General features: G+C 41.9%; 18 protein-coding genes and 1 riboswitch. Of the genes, 11 read left to right on the forward strand and 7 right to left on the reverse strand.

The genetic code is table 11. The annotated features are described in order from the left end of the window. Positions 1-75: 75 nt before the first annotated feature. Both KR50_RS05840 and KR50_RS05845 read right to left on the reverse strand, forming a co-directional pair. Complete coding sequence (locus tag KR50_RS05840; protein WP_041056096.1) at positions 76-261, reverse strand: hypothetical protein; 186 nt, start codon at positions 259-261, stop codon at positions 76-78. A gap of 160 nt (positions 262-421) precedes the next feature. Further along, a complete protein-coding gene (locus KR50_RS05845) occupies positions 422-949 on the reverse strand; it encodes a YceI family protein (protein WP_041056098.1) in 528 nt (175 codons plus the stop codon). A gap of 347 nt (positions 950-1,296) precedes the next feature. On the opposite strand from KR50_RS05845, the gene KR50_RS05850 reads away from it, so the two are divergent. Both KR50_RS05850 and KR50_RS05855 read left to right on the forward strand, forming a co-directional pair. Further along, positions 1,297-2,427, forward strand: a complete 1,131-nt coding sequence (locus KR50_RS05850) for a hypothetical protein (RefSeq protein WP_041056100.1) — start codon at positions 1,297-1,299, stop codon at positions 2,425-2,427. Positions 2,428-2,436: 9 nt separating this feature from the next. Next, positions 2,437-3,567 carry a S1C family serine protease gene (locus tag KR50_RS05855; RefSeq protein ID WP_052476828.1) on the forward strand — a complete coding sequence of 377 codons (1,131 nt, stop codon included), beginning with the start codon at positions 2,437-2,439 and terminating at the stop codon, positions 3,565-3,567. A 145-nt stretch (positions 3,568-3,712) separates the two neighbouring features. Here the strand turns inward: KR50_RS05855 and KR50_RS05860 are convergent, their stop codons facing one another. Beyond that, the gene (locus tag KR50_RS05860; RefSeq protein ID WP_041056102.1) at positions 3,713-4,030 is read right to left on the reverse strand and encodes a winged helix-turn-helix transcriptional regulator; all 318 of its coding nucleotides are present in this window, start codon (positions 4,028-4,030) and stop codon (positions 3,713-3,715) included. 121 nt (positions 4,031-4,151) lie between these two features. Further along, entirely contained in the window at positions 4,152-5,066 is a 915-nt protein-coding gene (locus KR50_RS05865) for a ketopantoate reductase family protein (RefSeq protein ID WP_041056104.1), read from the reverse strand. A gap of 221 nt (positions 5,067-5,287) precedes the next feature. Here KR50_RS05865 and KR50_RS05870 point away from each other — a divergent pair, with 221 nt between their 5' ends. Next, complete coding sequence (locus KR50_RS05870; protein WP_041056106.1) at positions 5,288-6,223, forward strand: DUF1002 domain-containing protein; 936 nt, start codon at positions 5,288-5,290, stop codon at positions 6,221-6,223. A 79-nt stretch (positions 6,224-6,302) separates the two neighbouring features. Then, complete coding sequence (locus KR50_RS18445) at positions 6,303-6,476, forward strand: hypothetical protein (protein WP_156969476.1); 174 nt, start codon at positions 6,303-6,305, stop codon at positions 6,474-6,476. A 52-nt stretch (positions 6,477-6,528) separates the two neighbouring features. Here KR50_RS18445 and KR50_RS05875 read toward each other — a convergent pair whose 3' ends face one another. Then, a complete protein-coding gene (locus KR50_RS05875) occupies positions 6,529-7,572 on the reverse strand; it encodes a ribonucleotide-diphosphate reductase subunit beta (protein WP_041056107.1) in 1,044 nt (347 codons plus the stop codon). 13 nt (positions 7,573-7,585) lie between these two features. Further along, positions 7,586-9,853, reverse strand: coding sequence for a ribonucleoside-diphosphate reductase subunit alpha (locus KR50_RS05880; protein WP_232304249.1), 2,268 nt, complete (start codon positions 9,851-9,853; stop codon positions 7,586-7,588). Between the two features lie 128 nt (positions 9,854-9,981). After that, positions 9,982-10,162: riboswitch (cobalamin riboswitch) on the reverse strand. 250 nt (positions 10,163-10,412) lie between these two features. On the opposite strand from KR50_RS05880, the gene KR50_RS05885 reads away from it, so the two are divergent. Beyond that, entirely contained in the window at positions 10,413-10,778 is a 366-nt protein-coding gene (locus KR50_RS05885) for an ArsR/SmtB family transcription factor (protein ID WP_041056109.1), read from the forward strand. Positions 10,779-10,784: 6 nt separating this feature from the next. Continuing rightward, on the forward strand, positions 10,785-12,863 hold the full coding sequence (locus KR50_RS05890; protein ID WP_041056111.1) for a heavy metal translocating P-type ATPase: 2,079 nt from the start codon (positions 10,785-10,787) through the stop codon (positions 12,861-12,863). A gap of 86 nt (positions 12,864-12,949) precedes the next feature. Here KR50_RS05890 and KR50_RS05895 read toward each other — a convergent pair whose 3' ends face one another. Beyond that, positions 12,950-13,141, reverse strand: coding sequence for a DUF6366 family protein (locus KR50_RS05895; protein ID WP_041056112.1), 192 nt, complete (start codon positions 13,139-13,141; stop codon positions 12,950-12,952). Between the two features lie 344 nt (positions 13,142-13,485). Between KR50_RS05895 and KR50_RS05900 the strand changes: the two genes are divergently transcribed. From KR50_RS05900 to KR50_RS05920, 5 genes are all read left to right on the forward strand, one after another. After that, positions 13,486-14,505, forward strand: coding sequence for an ABC transporter ATP-binding protein (locus tag KR50_RS05900; RefSeq protein ID WP_041056113.1), 1,020 nt, complete (start codon positions 13,486-13,488; stop codon positions 14,503-14,505). Next, the gene (locus KR50_RS05905) at positions 14,474-15,499 is read left to right on the forward strand and encodes an ABC transporter ATP-binding protein (RefSeq protein ID WP_052476831.1); all 1,026 of its coding nucleotides are present in this window, start codon (positions 14,474-14,476) and stop codon (positions 15,497-15,499) included. The genes KR50_RS05900 and KR50_RS05905 overlap by 32 nt, the downstream gene beginning before the upstream one ends. Continuing rightward, entirely contained in the window at positions 15,496-17,121 is a 1,626-nt protein-coding gene (locus KR50_RS05910; RefSeq protein WP_041056114.1) for an ABC transporter substrate-binding protein, read from the forward strand. Before KR50_RS05905 ends, KR50_RS05910 begins: the two co-directional genes overlap by 4 nt. 90 nt (positions 17,122-17,211) lie before the next feature. Beyond that, positions 17,212-18,216 carry an ABC transporter permease gene (locus KR50_RS05915; RefSeq protein WP_041056116.1) on the forward strand — a complete coding sequence of 335 codons (1,005 nt, stop codon included), beginning with the start codon at positions 17,212-17,214 and terminating at the stop codon, positions 18,214-18,216. 29 nt (positions 18,217-18,245) lie between these two features. Further along, positions 18,246-19,142 (forward strand): ABC transporter permease, encoded by an 897-nt coding sequence (locus KR50_RS05920; RefSeq protein WP_041056117.1) that lies wholly within the window; start codon positions 18,246-18,248, stop codon positions 19,140-19,142. The last annotated feature ends 55 nt before the right edge of the window (positions 19,143-19,197 follow it).

A 19,197-nucleotide genomic window follows, 5' to 3' on the forward strand; every position in this document is an offset into this window, starting at 1 on the left:
CTCAAGTGAACAAAGGGCGTTCACTTGTTCACCGCGTCTTATGCTTGTCGGGGCAAAGCGGTGCCTTGCGCTTTTCTAGGTTGCGGGGAAGTTGGGACCGTTGTTTTTCTTGTCGCCTTTTACTGATCCCGGTTTTTTATTTGTATTGACCTTATTACGATCAACCGTACCATCTTCGAACATGCCCTGAATTTGGCTATTGATCATTTCATCTGCAAATTCTTCCTTGTATTTTTGATCTTGGTTTTCTTTTTTCTTCATCATGATCCTCTCCATTCTTATAGGAATGTGTTCATTATTATCCTGTGAAGTTTAGATAAAATTATACAGAGACTCATGTGGAAAATAAAAAGTCAGGTTTGTTTAAAAATGGAATTGAAAAAGTGCATTCCGGTTAAGGAATACACTTTATCTGCCTTTATTAAGCTTGCTGAGCTTGTATTTGAAGATTAATTTTGATGTCTTCTCCTACGAGAACTCCGCCTGTTTCAAGCGCCTGGTTCCAAGTTAAGCCGTATTCTTTACGGTTTAATTTGCCGTTTACTGAAAATCCAACTTTTTCATTGCCCCATGGGTCTTTTCCTGAACCTTCATATTCAACCGTAAATGTTTCTTTTTTCGTGACATCTTTAATCGTGACATCGCCTGTCAGTTCATACTCGTTGTCACCAATATTTTTAACATCAGTTGATTTGAATGTAATGGAAGGGAAATTCTCAACATCAAAGAAATCAGCTGAGCGAAGGTGGTTGTCACGATCCTCGCTGCGTGTATCAATGCTATTAACATCGATAGTGAAACTGATTGAAGCTGTTGTCATATCATTGACATCTGCCTCTACTTCTGCAGAAAATTCTTGAAATGAACCTTTCACACGTGAAATCATCATATGTTTTACTGAAAAATCTACACCGGAATGCACACTGTCTACTACCCATTTTTTTGTCATAATAAGTTCCTCCTGTGAAGTTACAATAAGTAACTTAGTTAGTATTTGTAATCATTATAGTAGGTTGAAAATTCTCTGTCAACCTATTTTGAATAAATAATTCTCGAATTAGAGATAATTTTTTTCAACTGTCATGCACAGCATAGGTAATCATCGATTGGCTTGGAAACATGGATTAATTTTTGAAAAGTTTCGTATAAAAAGTTGAAAAGCAAACAGGATAGAGACGGCTTTTCACCCTTTATTTGAAGATCAGTTGGACTTTTATAAAAGAAATAAAACCAAATGGTCGATATAGAGTGAATTGCTTCAAATTAGGGTAATAAAGGGGAAGAGGGGATGATACTATGGATGAAAAAAAGTTACCTCAGCTGGATCATCGTGAAAATCCGCAAAGAAAAAATCCTCCTTTAAAAAGTAAAAATGAGCGCTTTTTTAAAAATAGAGCACCCTTTACTATGCTTCTAATCGTTTTCAGTGTCTGTGCTGTGACGGTTCTTTCCTTCTATATTTATGAAAGATGGCTGAACACCCAACTCCTTGAGTGGAAGTCCGAGGCTGAAAGCAAAGCGTTTAATTATAAGTGGGATGAAGCTGAAAAACAGCTGGAACAGGCTAATGAAACAAGACCTGGCGTAAAAGGGATTGAAGACAGCCTCGCAGCGGTAAGAGATGCTAAAGAATTTGAGAGCAGTGTCGAGGCTCTTTCAGAATTTCTTGAGGAAGATGACCTTTCTAACGCTGAAAACGAAATGAATGCGATTATTGAGAAAATCGAATCCAGTCAAAATGAATTATTTCTCTTATATAAAGATGATTTAAACGAGCTAAGAGATAAGAGTGTCGTTCTGGGTATTCAAAACGACATAGAGCATTCCCTGTCAATGCAGGCATTAGCTGGGAAACTGCTGGAAATCTCGAATTTAGAGAATGAAGAAGCCGAAGAGCTTAAAGTTCAGATTAAAGATGACATTGCAGAAGAAGCCATCATTAAAGCACAAGAAAAAATAGATACATATCAGTTTTCTGAAGCAATCAATATTGTAGAAATTGGACTGGGTTATACATCCGATCATGAGGATCTTCTATCTTTTAAACGTGATATAAATGAGGCCCGATTAGCCTATCAGACAGAAGAGTATGATCGGATGCAGGATGCGATGGAAGAAGCAGAAAGAGAAGAGCATTTTAATCGCACAGAAGCGGTCTCAATTAAAGAATGGGAGGTCATTACTTCAGAGCCTGGTATTATCAAACTGGTTGGGAAAGTGGAAAATAAAGGTTCCAGATTGATAAATGATGTACAGCTTACGTGGGCTATTTTTAATGATGAAGGGCAGTTAGTTTCACAAAGCACCGTCACAATCAATCCATCGACGCTGTTTGTGAATGAAGAAGGAGAGTTTAAGGACATCATCAAATTTAAAGGCGGAGAAACGAATGTAGAAATCACCAATATTACATGGGAAGTAGAATAGAGGGATAAAATGAGAATGAACTGGGCTGCATCTATATTTTTATCCGTTTTCATCGTGACTGGAGCAATCACCTCCATTGTGTGGATTAGGGATTACATGGAAGACCGTGCTCCAGAGCAAAAGTCATTTTTGGTAGATGAACAATCAGGCGCTTATGAGCAGTTGCTGGAAGAGTTAAACCAAAATAAAGTGGAGGCGATTTTTGACGCACAAAACAAAGTCGTTCAAATTGAAACGCCAATTGGATCGATCGGATCCGGTTTTTTATATAATCGAAAGGGAGATTTTATTACAAATGCTCATGTGGTTGCGAATGCAAACGAAGTGACTGTAGTAACGGCTCAGGCAAATCGCCACACTGGAAAAATAATAGGGATCAGTGAATCAGAAGATATAGCGGTAGTAAGGGTGGAGGAACTTGCAGGAAAAGAACCGTTGAAAATGGCAGAAGAAGCGCCAGATTTAGACGCTCCAGTACTTGCTTTAGGCAGTCCTTTGGGATTTCAAAATACCGTTATGATGGGTAAAATTAATGGAGTCGATCAAACATTTACGATTGATCCATTTGTTTATGACAATGTAGATCGAATTACCGCACCAATATCTCCTGGAAATAGCGGAGGCCCTTTATTGCACGGGGAATCTCTGAATGTTATAGGCATCACATCTGCAGAAGAGCCTCAGGAAGGACTGGGCTACAGCATTCCAATTTTGGATATTGTGGATCAAGTGGAAGAGTGGATTGAGAAGCCATTGGAGACGCTTCCAAGCTTTCCGCAATACGCGAAACAGCCGGAAGATCTTTACGTACCCTCAGCAGAAGAAGAAGCGCTTTATTTGGTCGAGTATTTTTACAATAGTCTGCAGTTCGGCGACTACGTTACCGCTTACTCCATGATGGGATCAGAATATAAAAAAGAAAATCATTATGAAGCATTCAGAGGTTTGTTTCATGATACTGCCGCACTTTCGCTAGAAGCGACTGAAACACTAGTGGTGAAAGAAAAAGTGGAAGTTAAAGCTGTGGTGGAAACAGAAGAGATTACAGAGGGGAAGCCAGTTAACCAGACCTATACGTACAGAATCCTGATTGGCCAGGAAGATGGACAATTGAAGATAAAAGATTTTATAAGAAACTGACTGGAAAGGACCACTTCATTTCCTGACGTTGCCAAAATACGTAGCCATTGATCTGAATGACGAAAAAACTCATTCTCAAAAAATATGCCCTCACTGCGACAAGTTTTCTTGTTTTAGTGAAGGCATTTTTCTATTCAATCTTCTATTATGAACAATCCATCCACTTATCAGCCCATTTTTGAACTTCATCGAGAATGGGTGTAAGAGAGATCCCTTTATCTGTCAATCGGTATTCAATAAGGACAGGCGTTTCAGGGTAGACTTCACGAACAATGATTCCTTGTTCCTCAAGCTCTTTTAAACGCTCTGTTAAAATTTTATTACTGATCTGAGGGATCGGCTCTGTAATTTGTGAAAAGCGTTTAGGACCGTTCGCAAGCACACGAATAATGATACCGTTCCATCTTTTTCCAAGAAGCTGGAAAGCTAATTCGAATTTTGGACAAATTGAGATCGTGGCCATACGCATTTCCTCCTTCGTTACACTAAACAGTAAACAAACTGCATTAGTTACTTAAAGTTACTTTGAACAATTATACAGGTTCTACATGTAAATAGCTACCCGAGAGATCGAACGGCAACGATCAGCGCTTTGCTTCATATAGCTTCACATTTGTATAAACGGCATTCAATAATGGAACATTCAGTTCATACTGCTGAGCTTTTTGCAGCAGATATCCCTGCAGATGGTCAGTTTCTGTCAGACTTGATTTTTCCATATCCCGCTGCATAGAAGACTTCATCCCATAATCCATTTCCAGCATTTTCTTAAATTGAACGGATGGCAGACCCTCTATAACGGGGGCATCTAATCTTAACATGACCGCGTAAATTTCCTCGAGGATCATTTGAATTGTCCTGCACCCTGATTCCTGCTCTCTTATGGGACCTATTGCTGAACGCATCAGAGTGGTAACACCAGACATGGCAGTAATAAACGAATATTTATGCCACATATCCTGAATGATCTTGCTGCTCATAGTTATATTCGCTTTAGTCCCGCCTAACACTTTTTCCAGCCGGTTGATTCGTTCGGTTTGCGCACCATTACGCTCCCCGAACTTCAACTCATGAATGGGGCTGGTTTGAACAATGGTGCCGTCTGAATTCAGTGTGGTCTCGATAAAACATAACCCGCCGATTACAGCATCATCACCAAAAACATGAGTAAGCTTAGTAATATGCTCAATGCCATTTAAAAGCGGAAGGATCACAGTTCCTTTTGCTGCATAAGGCTTGATGTCTTCCATAACGTCTTCAAGCTGGTAGGACTTTGTCGAAATAATGATCACATCAAAAGGGTCGCTTTCTTCTCCAGCCGTCAGTAATTTCGGTGTAATACTGACATCTCCGTGAACACTTTGGACATTTAAGCCCGTTCTCATTAATTGTTCCTTTCTTTTGCTTCGAACTAAAAAGGTTATATCTTCACCCTTCTCTGCTAATCTGGCACCAAAATATCCCCCGATTGCGCCTGCACCTGCCATCAATATGTTCATCCTATTCCCTCCATTTTTTGTTTTAATTTGTAACTACATCATAAAGGAACTTCTTCTATTAATCTAAAAAAACGTGAATCTTCTCCAAAAAGTGTTTATAAATACTGATCAATTGAAACCTTTTTAACTGAAGAAGCGTCTTATACATATAGAACATAATTGTTCTGGTAAATAGAAGTGTGAAAGTTAAAATTGAGTTTATAAGAAAAGGAGCATATTCCATGATTAAACGCTTGACTGGTTTAAGTATTGCCTTAATTTTATCACTGCAGCTGGGACTTTCCGGGGCGTCTGCTACAGACGGAAACGGAGAAGAGGGGATTAATGAAAAATTTGGACTTCCGATTCTTGTGCTCGGAGGAAGCTTATCAGATACTCAAAAAGAAGAAGTAAGAAAAATGCTAGGGGTAACCGATCCTGAAATGGCAGAAGAAGTCGTTGTGACAGGGGAAGATCTTGTGCGTTATATAGATGGAGAAGACCGCAATGCCCAAATGTATTCTTCAGCGAAGATTACACGAGAAGAAGAGGGCGAAGGACTTGTGATTGAACGGGTCAATCCTGAAAACATTACTCAGGTAACAGACACCATGTATGCCAATGCTCTTTTAACAGCAGGAATTGAAAATGCGACGGTCGAAGTGGCATCACCGATAAAAGTAAGCGGACACTCGGCTCTGACAGGAATTTATAAAGCCTATGAAGTGAGTGGAGAAGAGCTTGATACCGAACGCCTTGAAGTTGCCAATGATGAATTAAATCTGGCTACAGATCTTGCAAATGAAGAAGGAATTGAAGAAGAAAAAGTAAGTGAACTGCTTGCTGATATCAAACAGGCGATTGCCGATCAAAACCCTGCAACAAGGGAAGAGGTAGAAGCAATTGTTGAAGAGCAGCTTGCAAATTTAAATATTAACTTAAGTGAAGAAGACCGTCAGCGACTAACGGATTTATTTGAACAAATGAGAAACCTGAATATTAATTTTGATAATGTTTCTGAACAGCTCGGCAAGCTTTCTGATACCATCCAGGAAAAACTTGGAGACGTTGTAAACGATGAAGGGTTCTGGCAGGGAGTGAAGGATTTCTTCCAGGGTATTATAGACGCCATATCCGGTATTTTTGGAGGCAGCACGGAAGATGAATCCACTAATTAAGCACCTGAAGCAGCGGAGAGCAAAGCTCTCTGCATTTTCTGCTATTATCTAGTAAAAGTATTGTCAGGGAGGAAGTTAAATGGGTATCAACGCAGGAGATGTTATTTTTCAATTCCTTATGCTGATCTTCTTTGCAGGAATTATGTTCTTCTTTGTGTCGTTTTTAAGGGAAAAAAGGAGAAATAGAAGCCAAAATGATCAGCTCGACCGGATTGAAAAGATGCTGATGGATGAACGAAAGAACAAAAAATAAACCATGGGGGCCTATAAAGGTCCCTCTGGTTTATTTTTTTGATTTCTAGATTTTATAAATCATCAAATCCATTTGCATCAGAGGTTTTCGTATATTGCCGAGATTTTTGTTCAAAGAAATCTGTTTTTCCCTGGTCTACTTCCTGGTAAGCAATGATCCAGCGAAGCGGATTTTTTACCGGAGCGTCCGGAAAAACATCGCGGCCATGTCCCAGTTGATTACAGCGCTTATTTGCCATGTATTGAATATACTGCTCAAGCTCTGACATCGTAATGCCGTCAAATTGGTTTCCGATCACTTCCCTGCCCCAGGCAATTTCGAGTTCTGCTCCTTTTCGAAAGGTGCTTATAACAAATTCATGATGAGCGTCCGTTTTGATTTCAGGATGCTCATGCAGCAGCTCTTTATAGATTTTTTCAAAGAGCCCTACGTGAATCTGTTCGTCCCGATTAATGTAATTAATCATGGTTGAAGTCGAAACCATTTTTTGATTTCGGGCAAGATTGTAGAAAAATGCGAATCCCGAGTAAAAGAACAGCCCCTCCAAAATAACATCGTACACAATGGATTGTGCAAAATGAGAGACAGTCGGTTCTTCAGCAAACGCTTTATAGCCGTTCGTAACAAAGTCATTACGTTCCTGAAGGGTTGGTTCTGTTCTCCAGTAATCAAAAACTTCATTTTGCTGCTGCTGTGAAACGAGACTTGACAGGACATAGGAATAGGAGTGATTGTGAATCACTTCCTGCTGTGCAAGCATAATCATCAGCGCATTTAAAGAGGAATCTGTCAGATAATCTGCGACTTTCCCCGCATAATCCGATTGAATACTATCGAGCAGCGCAAGCAGGCCGATGATCTTTAAAAAGGCATGCTGCTCTGCATCAGAAAGCTTCGGAAATTGCTTGATGTCATTTCCCATATTAATTTCAAAAGGCGTCCAGAAATTAGAAAGCATGGTTTTGTACTTAGGATAAGCCCATGAATAGCGAACATCATCCCAGTTTAAAATATTAGAACTCTTCCCATTAATTAAGCCAGTTGACCGATTCGGTGCATCCGAATCAGTCAGGGCTCTTTTTTGAAGTGTAGTCATGAATCATTCCTCCTTAGCTTGAACAGCTTTCACAGTCCTCGATTGAATCCGTATCTGAAGTGGAACGCACGTAATAGGTTGTTTTTAAACCAGCGTTAAAAGCATGAAGATGCAGATCCAGTAGCTCTTTGGCTTTAATGTCATTTCGAACGTACAAGTTAAACGATACAGCCTGATCAATATGCCGCTGGCGCTTCGCATTCTGCTTGATGCTCCAGTGCTGATCGATCAAATAAACAGATTGATAGTACCAGGTAGTGTCTGGTCCAAGGTCAGGAGCTGTTACAGGAATCCGGTAATCCTTTTTCTCCTCGGAATAGTGCTTTCTGAAAATAGGATCAATACTTGCTGTTGATCCTGCAATAATCGATGTAGAGGAATTAGGTGCAACCGCCATGAGATAGGCGTTCCGTATGCCTGAAGTACTTATAGTGTCTTTAAGCTTTGTCCACCGTTCTGTTGTGTACGACCGTTTTTCAAAGTAAGCGCCCGTCTGCCAATCTGATCCTTTAAAGACAGGATAAGCTCCTTTTTCCTGAGCAATTTCCATACTTGCTTTTACTGTGAAGTAGGCAATGTCTTCATATAAATCCTCGCAATACGTTACAGCTTCTTCACTTTCCCACCGGATGCCTTTGCGAGCCAGAAGATGATGCCAGCCAAATGTGCCAAGTCCAATGCTTCGGTATTTGTGATTCGTCATGCGCGCTTGTAGGACGGGCAGGGTATTTTGATCAATAACGTTATCAAGCATGCGGACCTGAATAGGAATTAACCGTTCAAGAACATCCGCTAAAACGGTTCGGGCAAGTGAGATAGAAGATAAATTACAGACAACAAAGTCACCCGGTTTTTTTACGGTGATAATGGATCCGTCTTTTACAAACTCTTCTGTGACGGTTGTTGCACTCATATTTTGCATGATCTCTGTACACAGATTACTGCAGTAAATCATTCCCTCATGCGGGTTGGGATTCATGCGATTGACCGTGTCCCGGTAAAACATATAAGGTGTACCGGTTTCAAGCTGTGAGATCATAATGGATTTCATAATATCAATAGCCGGAACCGTTCGCCTTAAAAGAAGGGGATTTTTAGTACACTCCCTGTATTTTTCCCGGAAGCTTCCAGCACCTTTTTTCTCATCCCAGAAGTCCTCAAGCGCAAATCCCATCACTTTCTTTACTTCATGAGGATCAAATAGATGCCAGTCCTCGCGGCTTTCGACTGCTTCCATAAATAAATCGGGAATGCACACGCCTGTAAATAAATCATGCGTCCGCAAACGTTCATCCCCATTGTTTAAACGCGCATCTAAAAATGAAAAAATATCTTTATGCCATACGTCCAGGTAAACAGCAACTGCTCCCTTGCGCTGTCCTAATTGATCCACGCTGACAGCCGTGTTATTTAGCTGCTTCATCCACGGGATCACGCCTGAAGAAGTCCCTTTAAATCCTTTTATATCGCTTCCCCTAGAACGTATTTTACCTAAATAGATACCGAGTCCGCCGCCGTTTTTGCTGAGTGTGGCAACGTCTGTATTGGAATCATAGATGCTTCTCAAATCGTCTTCTACGGTATCAATAAAGCAGCTCGACAGCTGTCCGTGGCTTTTCCCTGCATTTGATAAAGTAGGTGTGGCAACTGTCATATATAAGTTCGATAAAGCCCAGTATGCTTCTTTGATCAGCGTTAAACGGTTTTCTTTTGATTCCTCTTTCATAAGTGTCATGGCAATGATCATAAACCGTTCCTGAGGAAGTTCAACTACTTCATGATCCTGTGACTTTGTTAAATACCTGTCCGCAAGCGTAACTAGGCCGATGTATGTAAACAGCAGATCTTTTGATGGGTCAATAAAGGAGCCGATTTCTTTTATTTCTTCCTTGCTGTATTCATGAAGCAGCTTATCTGAGTAAAGGCCTTTGGCTGTTAATGAAACGATCAAATTATGAAAAGATCCGTACGCATCAGATGCATCATAGCCCCTTGATTTTGCAGCTTGATCATATAACCGATCAAGGTAAAGACGGGCCGCAATATAGGTCCAGTCCGGTTCTTCTGCAGAGATTTGATCAAGGGAAGCCAGGATCATCAGCCCTGTTGCCTGATGAAGAGAATAATCAGGCTTGCTCTCAAGCTGCTGCTTTATTTTCTGCGCTGTCTGTTCTCCATTGACTTGAGAAAATTCGTTCGTCTTATCAAGGAAATACTCGACAAGCTGTGGTGTCTGCCATTGTTGTAATTGGTGGTAATTGATCGTTGTACTTGTTGTCATCATGCATCCTCCGTCCATTTTAACCATAAAAAAAACCACTCATGGGAGCGGAGGCAGGATGTGAATATAAAAGGGCACAAATACCCTGTCATAGTTCCTCATCCTACCTCCTCAACTCCCGAAGAAGATAGCACGTTACTGAATAGACAGGTCTCCTGACTCATGCTTCAAACAGTTTCTGATCCTTCCCGTAACATCAGTCACAGTGGTTTATCAGGCACTTTCAGCACTTACAGTTGCGGGGACAGTTCTGGTTTTACACCAGATTCCCTTTTAAGCCGTTTCGGCATCTATTCATATGGAATGTACTATATATAGTGTTCGATTTAGAAATAAATACTAAATATAGGGATTAGTATAAATCATTTCTTCGTTTCTGACAATCTAAAATCTGTTTTAATTCAGGGGAAATAATTGCTTTATCGACAAATATCAGCAACCCCTAGGGGAAATAAAAAATTTATTATGAAGAAATTATTGACCAAATGCAAAATGGAGCATAGACTATAATCAAACAATCAAACAATCAAACGAATGTTTGAATGAGGTGAGTGAAGAAGTGAAAGAATTTAATAAAAACACACAGGATACATGCGAAATATTTTTATATGATGAAAAGAAAGTGGAGGAAATTAAGCCAAGAGTCAGGGAAGTAGAAGGGGTGGAGCTTTTATTCAAGGCACTTTCGGATGCCACACGTTTAAAGATTGCTTATGCTCTGACTTTAGAAGAGGAGCTTTGTGTATGTGATGCAGCAGCAATTATCGGCTCCACTACTGCAACGGCTTCGCATCACTTGCGCCTGCTTCGTAATATGGGATTAGCAAAGCACCGCAAAAAAGGAAAAATGGTCTTTTATTCACTTGCAGATGAGCACGTTCATCAGCTGGTTTCCATTGCTTTAATTCATTCACAGGAGGAGTGAGAAGACATGCGGCAGCACTATCGACTAGAGGGATTAAGCTGCGCAAATTGTGCTGCAAAATTTGAAAGAAATTTACGAGAGCTTCCGTCCGTCGAGGATGTCCAGCTTAATTTTGGTGCATCAAAACTTATGGTTGAAGGAGAAGCAAGTGTCAAGGAGATAGAGCGGGCCGGGGCTTTTGATGACATAAAGATAAGGTTTGAACATGAAAAAGCAGCAGCTCCTGTCCCGTTTTGGAGGAATAAAGAAGTTCAGTCTATGGCGTATTCACTGCCTTTTTTAATTGGCGGCTGGATCGTTTTTCTTCAAAGCGGTGAAGAAAGCTACTGGGCTGTTTTATTATTTGCGCTGTCAATTGCAATAGGCGGGTGGCGTTTACTGCTTACAGGGTTAACGAATTTGTTTCGTTTTGAGTTTGATATGAAAACTCTGATGACCATTGCGATTATCGGCGCAGCAGTAATTGGTGAATGGGGAGAGGGAGCCGTTGTGGTTTTCCTGTTTGCCGTCAGTGAGGTTCTTGAACGATTTTCAATGGATAAAGCAAGAAATTCCATTCGTTCCTTAATGGACATTGCTCCACAGCAGGCAGCCGTTTTACGCAACGGGAAAGAACGGATGGTTCCGGTCGAAGAAGCAGAAATTGGGGAAATTATCGTGATTCGCCCCGGACAAAAAATCCCGCTCGATGGCACGGTTGAAAACGGTTCTTCGTTTGTAAATCAATCAGCGATCACAGGAGAATCCGTCGCCGTACAAAAGGCAGTGGGTGATGAAGTTTTTGCCGGCACACTTAACGAAGAAGGTGCGCTGAAGGTCCGGATCACAAAATGGGCAGAAGACACGACGCTTGCGAAAATTATTCATTTGGTTGAAGAAGCGCAAGCAGAAAAAGCACCGTCCCAGGCTTTTGTTGACCGTTTTGCCAAGTACTATACGCCAGCCATTATGATCATTGCTTTATTGGTTGCTGTTTTGCCGCCTTTAGCAGCAGGCGGAGTATGGTCTGAATGGATTTACAGAGGACTCGCTGTTCTTGTCGTTGGCTGTCCATGTGCACTCGTTATTTCCACCCCGGTAGCCATCGTAACGGCGATTGGTCATGCTGCAAAAAGAGGCGTGCTGATAAAAGGCGGTGTTCACCTAGAAACAGCTGGGAAAATTACCACGGTTGCGTTTGATAAAACCGGAACACTGACAAAAGGAACGCCAGAAGTTACAGAGGTTAAGACATTTTCTTATATGGATTCATCTACGCTTCTTTCGTACGCAGCAGCAATCGAACGCTATTCCCAGCATCCACTTGGCCGTGCGATCGTGGAAGCAGCAAAAGACCTTCCTTCAATCGACGCAGAACAATTTGAGTCCATCACTGGAAAAGGTGTTCAGGCAGTGGTTAACAAAGAGCTTTATTGGATCGGCCGGGCAGATGAAAGAATGAGTATAACAAAAGAAATGAACGAAACCATTGATGAATTCAGAAAAAATGGATCGACTGTTATGCTAATGGGACAGGGAGAGCAGATTTTAGGTGCTATTGCGGCTAAAGATACGATTCGCGAAGAAAGCAAGTCGATTGTTCAAAAGCTATACGAGGCAGGCGTGAAGAAAACGGTCATGCTGACAGGTGATCACGCGCTCTCTGCTTCATCAATAGGGAAAGCAGTTGGGATACAGCATATTGAAGCCGAACTCATGCCTCAGCAAAAGCTTGAAATCATAAGAAAAATCCAACAGGAAGATGGAAAAGTGGCGATGATTGGAGATGGGATTAACGATGCACCTGCTCTTGCAATGGCTGATGTAGGCATTGCAATGGGTGGCGCGGGAACAGATGCAGCACTTGAAACAGCTGATATTGCGCTCATGGCCGATGATCTTCATCAATTGCCTGAAACCATTAGTTTAAGCAAAAAGACGCTGAAAATTATTAAGCAGAATATTGCCTTTGCTCTCGGGCTGAAAGTACTGGCGCTGCTGCTTATTATTCCTGGCTGGCTGACCCTGTGGATGGCTATTTTTGCAGACATGGGTGCTACACTAATTGTCGTGTTGAACTCATTGCGCTTAATGAAAGGTAAATAATGTGAAGTGGCGGGAAAGGATACGGACGATATCCTTTCCCGCCTTTTTGCATTGGAGTAAAAGTAAACTAGGCATCCAGTACCCTATTAAAAGAAAATGGCTGTGATGAAGATGCCTGCTAGGATCAAAACAATGAGAAGCCCGGTGCCTTTCCAGCCCAGGCTTCCTGCTAAATCTGCAAGACCTGAACCATGAATGCTGCTTGAAGGATTTCTTTTTAATTCTTCCTGCCGCATTCTTTCTCTTCTTCTTTCAGGTGTTTCTTTTTCATTCTGCATTTCTAGACCTCATTTTCTAAAGATATGATTTTATCAGATGGATGACTTTTTAATAGTCATATTCAGACTTCATTCTCTGGATAAGAACATATTCCGCAAGTGAAAGAAGCTTTCAACTTGCAATGCGTTTCTCTTAATCTAGTATGCATTTGCGAAAAAAAGGCGGAAAAAGTTTACATCTATTTTTAAAATAATTTAATAATAAACTGATACCGCAGGCGTTTAGGAAGGGTTATAAAAAATATTAGGTTGCTATTGAAATAATTTTATGACATCGTATAATTAAGATTATAAAAAATTCAGAAAATAAAGTATATTGAAAAAACATTTGGAGGAGGAGAGGGATGAGGAAAGAACCTGTACTTCAAGTTGAAGACCTCCGTGTTTCATTTTTTACGGATGAGGGGGAAATACCGGCAGTAGATGGCATAGACTTCTATGTAAGAGAAGGCGAGGTGCTGGGAATTGTTGGAGAATCCGGCTGCGGGAAAAGTGTAACGTCGCTTTCTGTTATGGGCTTAATCCCAAAACCACCAGGTAAAATTACCGGAGGACAAATCAAGCTTAACGGAGAGGAACTGACAACCGCAACCGAAAAAAGAATGCGAACCATTCGGGGAAATGAAGTGGCAATGATCTTCCAGGAACCGATGACATCGTTAAATCCTCTATTTACCATAGGGAATCAATTGATGGATGCGACTTTAATACATAAAAAAGGAAATAAGAAACAAGCAAAACAAAGAGCGGTGGAAATGTTAAAACTCGTTGGACTGCCAAGAGCAGAAGAACTGATGAATGATTATCCGCACCAGCTGTCAGGCGGAATGAGACAGCGGGTTATGATCGCAATGGCACTCGTCTGTGAGCCGAAGCTTTTAATTGCGGATGAACCGACAACGGCTCTTGATGTGACGATTCAGGCGCAAATTCTGAAATTGATGAAAAACATCAATGCAGAGCTAAATACGGCCATTATGCTCATTACCCATGACCTTGGGGTAGTGGCAGAAACGTGTGAACGGGTTGTAGTCATGTATGCCGGGAAAATTGTGGAGAACGGTTTAGCTGTGGATATTTTTAAAGACCCTCAGCATCCCTATACAAAAGGGCTGATTCAATCTGTTCCAGATATGCGCTATAAAAAGCAGCGGCTCTACTCGATCCCCGGCAATGTGCCGCGGCCGGGATCCATTAAAAAAGGATGCCGCTTTGCCGCAAGATGTGATTTTGCTTTTGAAAGATGTATGCAGGAAGACCCTCCTCTTTACGACACGGGCGAAGGGCGATCTACAAGATGCTTCTTATTCGACCACAAGGAGGCAAAAGAAGATGACAACCAGAGAACCACTGTTACAAGTTGAAAACTTAAAAAAGCATTTTCCCGTCAGGGGTGGAGTGCTTGGCAGAACAATTGGAACCGTAAAAGCAGTGGAAGATGTTTCTTTCACGGTACATAAAGGTGAAACATTAGGCATCGTCGGAGAGTCCGGCTGCGGCAAATCAACTACCGGGCGCATGCTGCTAAGACTTATTGAGCCGACAGAAGGAAAAGTGTTTTTTGAAGGAAAAGAAGTAACCAAGTTGTCAAATAATGAACTGAGAAAAATGAGAAGAGATATGCAAATGGTATTTCAAGATCCTTTTGCCTCACTGAATCCCAGACATACCGTTGAGAAAATATTAGAAGAACCTTTAAAAGTTCATGGAATCGGCACCCCGGCTGAAAGAAAAAAAAGAGTGAAAGAACTTTTAGAGACAGTGGGATTAAGCAGTTATCATGCAAAAAGATATCCCCATCAATTTAGCGGAGGGCAGCGGCAGCGAATCGGCATCGCCAGAGCGCTGATGACCAAACCAAAACTTATTATTGCCGACGAACCTGTTTCTGCACTTGACGTTTCCATTCAATCGCAGGTGCTGAATCTGATGCAAGATCTTCAAAAAGATTTTGGATTAACCTACATCGTAATTGCCCATGACCTTGGAGTTGTACGGCATATCAGCGATCGTGTAGGTGTCATGTATTTAGGCAAAATGGCTGAAATTACGTCCAGCGAAAAACTGTATGACCATCCGCTGCATCCGTATACGCAGGCGCTTTTATCTGCCGTTCCGATACCCGATCCTTTATATGAAAAAAATTCAGTTGTTTTAGAGGGAGATATTCCAAGCCCAGCTGATCCACCATCAGGCTGCACGTTTCACACAAGGTGCCCATTCAAAATGGATATGTGTGAAAAGCTTGTCCCGCAGCTTCAAGAACATGAAGAAGGACATTACGTTGCCTGTCACCTTTACTCAAAAGGAAAGCAGTCAGCGAGTCAAAATAAAGAAATGGTTGGAGGGGTAGTATGAATAAGAAAACATGGTTATTATTTTTTGTGCTTTTACTAACAGTTTCAACTGCTTTATTCGGTTGTGCAAGTGACGAAGGGGACGACACTGGCGGAGAAGGAACTGATGGCAATGATTCAGAAGAAAACAGCCAGGATACTCTCGTTTTTGGGCGCGGAGGCGACTCAGTCGGTCTGGATCCAATCACGGTGACAGATGGAGAGTCCTTTAAAGTAACAAAAAATGTGTTTGAAACCCTCATCGAATTTGGGCGTGAGGATACAGAAATTAATCCTGGCCTTGCTACTGATTGGGAGGTTTCTGAAGATGGGCTGACGTATACGTTTACCCTGCAAGAAGGCGTCACCTTCCATGATGGAGAAGAATTTAACGCTGATGCAGTTGTCTACAACTTTGAGCGCTGGGCATCAGGTACGGAGGACAAGTTTTATTATTACAAATCAATGTTTGGCGGATTCGGCGACGATGAAGGCCATGTTATTGAATCCGTGACAGCTGCAGACGATATGACGGTTGAAATTAAGCTTAAACGTCCGCAGGCGCCATTCTTGAAAAATCTTGCTATGAGTCCATTTGGTATTGCAAGTCCTAAAGCAGTAGATGAAATGGGAGACGAGGGTTTCAATGAAAACCCGGTAGGAACAGGACCATTTAAGTTTGTTGAGTGGAGACGAAATGACAGAATCGTGCTTGAGAAAAATGAAGACTACTGGCAGGAAGGCCTGCCTAAACTAAATCAAATTATTTTCCGTTCCATTCCTGAAAATTCAGCCCGTTTAAATGCGTTGCAAAGCAATGAAATTGATCTTGCAGATGGCGTGAACCCAAGTGATGCTGCGATGGTTGAAGAAAATGCAGATTTGCAATTGTTTGAACGTCCTTCCATGAATGTCGGATATCTTGGATTAACCACTACACGTGAACCGTTCGACGATCCAAAAGTGCGCCAGGCGATGAATCACGCGATCGACCGCCAAGCCATTGTGGATGCATTTTTTGAAGGCCGTGCAGAGGTAGCGAAAAATGCAATGCCACCTGTTATTGCAGGGTACAATGATGAAATCGAAGGCTATGAATATGATCCTGAAAAAGCAAAACAACTGCTAGAAGAAGCTGGATTGGGAGACGGTTTTGAAATGGATCTTTGGGCCATGCCAGTTCCACGCCCTTATATGCCTGATGGACAAAAAGTGGCGGAGGCCATTCAAAACAATTTGGCTGACGTAGGCATCACAGCAGAAATCGTGAACTACGAATGGGCAACCTATCTTGAAAAAGCACGTTTGGGTGAAGCGGATGCATTCCTTTTAGGCTGGACCGGGGATAATGGAGACGCGGATAATTTCCTTTACGTATTGCTTGATCAGGATAATATCGGAAGCAACAATTACACGTACTACGAAAACCAGGAGCTCCATGATCTATTAATTGAAGCGCAGTCTGAAGTTGATGAGGATACTCGTAATCAGCTGTATATGGACGCCCAGGAGATCATTCATGAAGACGCTCCATGGGTTCCACTGGCACACTCCACGCCTTTAATGGCCGGAAGCTCAACATTAAAAGACTTTGTTGCACATCCGACAGGATCGGATAATCTGATGGATGTTTATTTTGAATAACTAAGACGGTACGAGGGGGAGGTGGACATTCGCCTTTCCCTTTTTTTACATGAAGCGCGATCAGCAGATTATTGAACAGGGGTGAAGAAAATGCTCCAATATATAGGCAGAAGGCTATTGCAATTATTTCCAGTGCTCCTTGGGATGACGTTTATTGTATTTTTAATCATCCGAGCAATCCCAGGAGATCCAGCGATCGTCATACTCGGTCAGCAGGCATCAAAGGAAGCAGTGGCTGCATTGAGGGAAACATTAGGCTTAAACAATCCATGGTACATACAGTATTTCGAATACCTGAAAAACCTGGCCACCGGGGATCTTGGTAGTTCTTTGCGCACCAGAACACCTGTCAACGAAGAAATCTGGCCTTATTTGGCTGCCACATTTGAACTATCTTTCTTTGCAATTATAATTGCTATATTCATAGGAGTTAATGCAGGCATTATCTCTGCCTGGTTTCAAAACTCCTGGTTTGACTACGCGGCAATGATATTAGCGCTTGTCGGTGTTTCAATCCCGATTTTTTGGCTTGGTCTTATGATGCAGTATCAGTTTTCCCTGCAGTGGGACTGGTTCCCGACGACAGGCCGTGAAAATGTTCGTGATCCTGTTAATGCGATAACGAATTTATTTATACTTGATACCATCATACAAGGAAGATTTGACCAAACACTTGAGGTTCTCCGTCATTTGATTATGCCTGGAGTTGCCCTTGCAACAATCCCAATGGCCATTATTGCCAGAATGACCCGCTCGAGCATGCTTGAGGTGATGAAATCGGATTACATCCGGACCGCTCGTGCAAAGGGTGAAAAAATGTTTTGGGTCGTATACAAACACTCTTTGAAAAATGCTGTGATTCCTGTTTTAACGGTAATTGGTCTTCAAACAGGCCTGCTGCTTGGAGGAGCTATTTTAACAGAGACGATTTTCGGTCTTCCGGGTATTGGACGGTATATTTACGAAGCGATTTCCTCTCGTGATTATCCGGTTATTCAATCAGGCATTCTTGTGGTGGCATTTATTTTCGTCATGATCAACCTGATTGTGGATATTTTGTATTCGATTATCGATCCAAGAATAAGATATAGCTGAGAAGGACTGTTTAATAGAGGAGTGAGAACATGGCAGAGCCGGCAAAACTTCCGGAACAAGATTGGGAAGAACAGCAGGAAGAGACGCTTTCACCTTGGAAAGAGGGATGGAGAAAGTTCAAAAAAAATAAAATTGCACTTGCAGGGCTAAGTATCGTCACGTTTTTTATCATTCTGGCACTAACGTCTCCATGGATTGCACCACAAGGCATTGATGAACAAAATCTATCAATCAGACTTCAGCCTCCATCTTCTGAATTCTGGTTTGGGACGGATGATTTTGGACGCGATGTTTTTTCGAGAGTGATCCATGGAGCAAGACTTTCATTAACAGTAGGATTTCTGGCGGTTGTAGGGTCTGCTGTGGTAGGGAGTTTACTTGGGATTTTGGCGGGTTATTACGGGAAATGGGTGGATACCATTATTTCAAGACTGTTTGATATCCTCCTTGCTTTTCCGAGTATTCTTCTTGCTATCGCTGTTGTGGCGATTCTTGGGCCATCACTGCAAAATGCATTGATCGCGATAGCCATTATTAATATTCCAAACTTTGGACGATTGATCCGTTCCCGGGTACTGAGCGTAAAAGAAGAAGAATATATTATGGCCGCAAGAGCCGTAGGAATGAAAGATTCACGGATTTTATTTTCCCATGTGCTTCCGAACTCCATGACGCCTATCATTGTGCAGGGATCTTTAGCTGTGGCTACTGCCATTTTGGAAGCAGCTGCGCTTGGCTTCCTTGGTCTTGGTGCACGTGCACCGCAGCCTGAATGGGGGGCAATGCTGTCCGCTTCAAGGGCGCTGCTTGTGCAGGCGCCATGGACCCTGGTTTTTCCAGGTCTTGCGATTATGCTTGTCGTGCTTGGTTTTAATTTGCTGGGGGATGGGTTGCGGGATGCGTTTGATCCAAAGATGAAGACTTAAGTATAGAAGAGCTGGCAAGCGCTCGCATTCTTCGTTGCTCATTCCGTGCCGTCCC

The sequence above is a fragment of the Jeotgalibacillus campisalis genome (assembly GCF_000829515.1).
Lineage (GTDB): Bacteria > Bacillota > Bacilli > Bacillales > Jeotgalibacillaceae > Jeotgalibacillus > Jeotgalibacillus campisalis.